We start from the raw sequence: 3,199 nt of genomic DNA, 5'->3' as shown, positions 1-3,199 counted from the left end.
CCGGGACCCGGGGCGACGGTCGGCCGGCCGCCCGGAGAGCCCTCCCGCGGGGACGCTCCGTGCGCGCACCGGTCGCCGGCTGTGACCGGCTTGTAGCCGTTCGCGGACGACTTGGACGATCTTGCCCGGATGGTTCGTGGCATCCTGGAGCGCTGTGGCCGGGCCGACGGTGCCCGACCGGGGGGAGGGGAGTTGCGGATGAGGTTCTGCTTCCTGGTCGAGGAGCACTACCGGAACGACGGCATGCCGCTCGACGTGGTGCGGCAACTGACCGCGTGGGGCCACCGGGTCGACGTCGTCCGCCCGGGCAGCTCGCTGCTCGACCTCGGTGAGCTGGTGCGCGCCGGAGACCACGACGCCTGGGTGCTCAAGACCGTGTCCGGTGGCCCCGGCCTCGGCCTGCTGGAGTCCGCGGCCGCGATCGGCCTCACCACCGTCAACGACGCCCGGGCGATCCGGCCCGTCCGCGACAAGGCCCAGGCCGCCGTCATCGCCGCGCACCGCGGACTGCCCGTCCCCACCACCTGGGCGGCCGCCCGCTGGGAGGACTTCGGCCGGATACCCGACGCCCACTACCCGCTGGTCGTGAAGCCGGCCGACGGCAGCTCGGGCCGCGCCGTCCACCTGGTGGAGCGCCCCGAGGAACTCGCCCGGATCGGCGCCGACCTGGGCGGCGAGGGCCTGCTGATCGCCCAGCCGTACGTGCCCAACACCGGCGTCGACCTCAAGGTCTACAGCGCGGGCGGCGAACTCTTCGCCACCGAACGGACCTCGCCGCTGCACCCGCACCACCCGCACCGCGAACGGCCGGTGGCCCTCGCGCCGGAGGTCGCCGCGGTCGCCGCCCAGGTCGGCGAGGTGTTCGGCCTGGACCTGTACGGCGTCGACATCCTGCTCGGCCCGGACGGCCCCGTCGTCGTCGACGTCAACGACTTCCCGAGCTTCCGTGCCGTCCCGCAGGCCGTCGCCCGGGTCTCCCGCGCCGTCCTCCGGCTGGCCCGCAGCGGCTCCTCCTGGCCCTCGGTGGCCGCGGTGCCGCCGCAGGGCGTCACCGGGACCCTGCCGGCCGCGGTCGGCGGCGCCGCGTGAGCGCCCGCGCACACGTCAGGCTGCTCACCGCCGACCCGGACCATCCGCTGCTGGCCGCCACCGCCGCCCTGCTGCGCGCCGGCGGCCACGCGGTCGACAGCCAGCACCCGGACGCCCCCGAGCGGCCCGGTGTCCCGGACGTCTGCCTGCTCAAGGCCCGCACCGCGCAGGCGCTCGCGCTGGCCGCCAGGCTGGAGGAGCGCGGGGTGCCGGTGCTGAACCCGGTCGCCGCCACCGCGTTCTGCCAGGACCGGCAGCGGATGGCCGACCTGGCCCTGGCGGCCGGGCTGCCCTTCGCGCCGACCCGGACGGCCGACCTCGCCGCACTGGAGCTGGCCGTTGACGGGCCGGTGGTGGTGAAGAGCCTGCACAGCCGCCGCGGTGACCTGGTCGCGGCCGTCCATGACGCCGCCGACGCCCGCCGGCTCGCCGCGCAGTGGCCCGGGGAGCCGGTGGTCGTCCAGCCGCTGGCCCGCAACGACGGCTGGGACCACAAGCTCTGGGCGGTCGACGGAACGCTCTTCGCCGAGCGCCGCCGCTCCGAACTCGCCGCGCCGGCCGCCGTCGCACGGGAGGAGCTGCCGCTCGCCGCACTGCCGGACGGCTGGCCGGAACTGGTCCGCGCCACGGGCGAGGTCTTCGGACTGCAGGTGTACGGGGTGGACATCCTCGACACTCCCGACGGGCCGCTGATCGTCGACGTCAACGCCTTCCCCGGCATCCGCGGGCAGGCCGGCGCCCCCGAGGCGCTCGCCGCCCTCGCCACGGCCGCCGCCGAAGACCGGCTCCCCGCCGGAGCCCGGGCCGCCTGACCCCTCGGAGTCCGGCGCCGGGGCGGATGCCGCCCTCAGGCCGCGTTCACCAGGCGGTCGGCCGGACCTGGAAGCCGGCCAGGCCCTCCGGCGGCTCCTCGGAGACCCGGCGCTCCTCGACGACCGCACGGCTCGGGCCGCGCCCGCACCACTCCACCAGGCGCTCGACCGCCGCCGGCTCGCCCTCGAAGACGGCCTCCACCCGCCCGTCCGGCAGGTTGCGCACCCAGCCGGCGACACCGGCCGCGACGGCCTGCTGCCGGCAGGTGTCGCGGAAGAAGACGCCCTGCACGACCCCGGCCACCATCACACGTCTACGGATCACGCCTGCCAGGTATACCCGATCCCGGCCGGCGCCCGTGGTGCCGCCGCGCCGCGGGCCGGGCCCGGCGGAGTCGACGTCCCGTCAGGGTCGGCCCCGCGCACGGCCGGACCGGACGGCGGAATTCCGGCCGAACGATTCGAGCCGTTCTCGGAAATTGTCCGGGAAGTGATCGGAAATTCACCGGGGCGGCGCCGGGGAGCGGGAATTGAACGCCGCCGGGAATGGGAAAAGGCCGGGGCAGCCGATACGGCTGCCCCGGCCCGTTCGTCGGTGCAGGTGGGGGATCAGGCCACGGCCGGGCTGAGCTTCGGGTTCGGGCCGTAGGAGTTGGCCTCGGGCTGGCCCTCGGTCGCGGCGAAGACGATGAGGACGATCGCGCCGATCAGCGGGACGAGCCCGATCAGGATCCACAGGCCGGGGCGGCCGGTGTCGTGCAGGCGGCGGACGGTCACGGCGAGGCTGGGGACCAGCACGGCGAGGCCGTACAGCGCGGTGAGCAGCGAGGTGTCGAGCAGGCTGCCGACGATCGCCAGGACGACGTAGATCGCGAAGTTGACCAGGGCGAACATCCAGTATTCCTTGCGGCGTGCCCGGCCGCCGAAACCCGCGTAATTCTTGAGCACAGCCAAGTACCAGTCCACGTCAGTTGTCCCTGTTTCCGTACCGATTGGGTTGGGGGGAATGTAGTGGTGGGGGTGATGGCCGGTCAAGAACTTTTTCAACAGGTGGGGGACGCCTTTCGATCCGGGTCGACACAGGGCTGTAACCCGGTCGCAGCGGCCCCGACAAACGGCCCCACTAGGCTGGTGGCACACCCGTCACAGGCCCACGCCCCGTACCCCGAGGAGGACCGTGCGCCGCCCCCTGCCGCACCCCGCGGCCGCACCCGGCTGGCTGCTCCACCCGCTGCGCTGGCAGCGCGGGCCGGTGCCCAGGGCGCCCCGCGCGACCGCGGCCCACGGCACCGGCCCGC

4 protein-coding genes are annotated in these 3,199 nt (G+C 75.0%); 2 read left to right on the top strand and 2 right to left on the bottom strand.

The features are described 5' to 3' along the window. The first annotated feature begins 198 nt into the window (after positions 1-198). Both ABZ641_RS30585 and ABZ641_RS30580 read left to right on the top strand, forming a co-directional pair. Positions 199-1,089, top strand: a complete 891-nt coding sequence (locus tag ABZ641_RS30585; RefSeq protein WP_359987000.1) for a hypothetical protein — start codon at positions 199-201, stop codon at positions 1,087-1,089. Beyond that, positions 1,086-1,901, top strand: coding sequence for an alpha-L-glutamate ligase (locus ABZ641_RS30580; RefSeq protein WP_359986997.1), 816 nt, complete (start codon positions 1,086-1,088; stop codon positions 1,899-1,901). The genes ABZ641_RS30585 and ABZ641_RS30580 overlap by 4 nt, the downstream gene beginning before the upstream one ends. Before the next feature lie 46 nt (positions 1,902-1,947). Here the strand turns inward: ABZ641_RS30580 and ABZ641_RS30575 are convergent, their stop codons facing one another. Together ABZ641_RS30575 and ABZ641_RS30570 are read right to left on the bottom strand one after the other, a co-directional pair. Then, a complete protein-coding gene (locus tag ABZ641_RS30575) occupies positions 1,948-2,226 on the bottom strand; it encodes an acylphosphatase (RefSeq protein WP_344627731.1) in 279 nt (92 codons plus the stop codon). A 284-nt stretch (positions 2,227-2,510) separates the two neighbouring features. Next, positions 2,511-2,867, bottom strand: a complete 357-nt coding sequence (locus ABZ641_RS30570; protein ID WP_344627732.1) for a DUF805 domain-containing protein — start codon at positions 2,865-2,867, stop codon at positions 2,511-2,513. Positions 2,868-3,199: the final 332 nt, after the last annotated feature.

It is taken from the genome of Kitasatospora sp. NPDC007106, from assembly GCF_040634455.1.
GTDB classification, from domain to species: Bacteria; Actinomycetota; Actinomycetes; order Streptomycetales; family Streptomycetaceae; genus Kitasatospora; species Kitasatospora arboriphila.
This window is presented reverse-complemented; position numbering and strand designations above follow the sequence as displayed.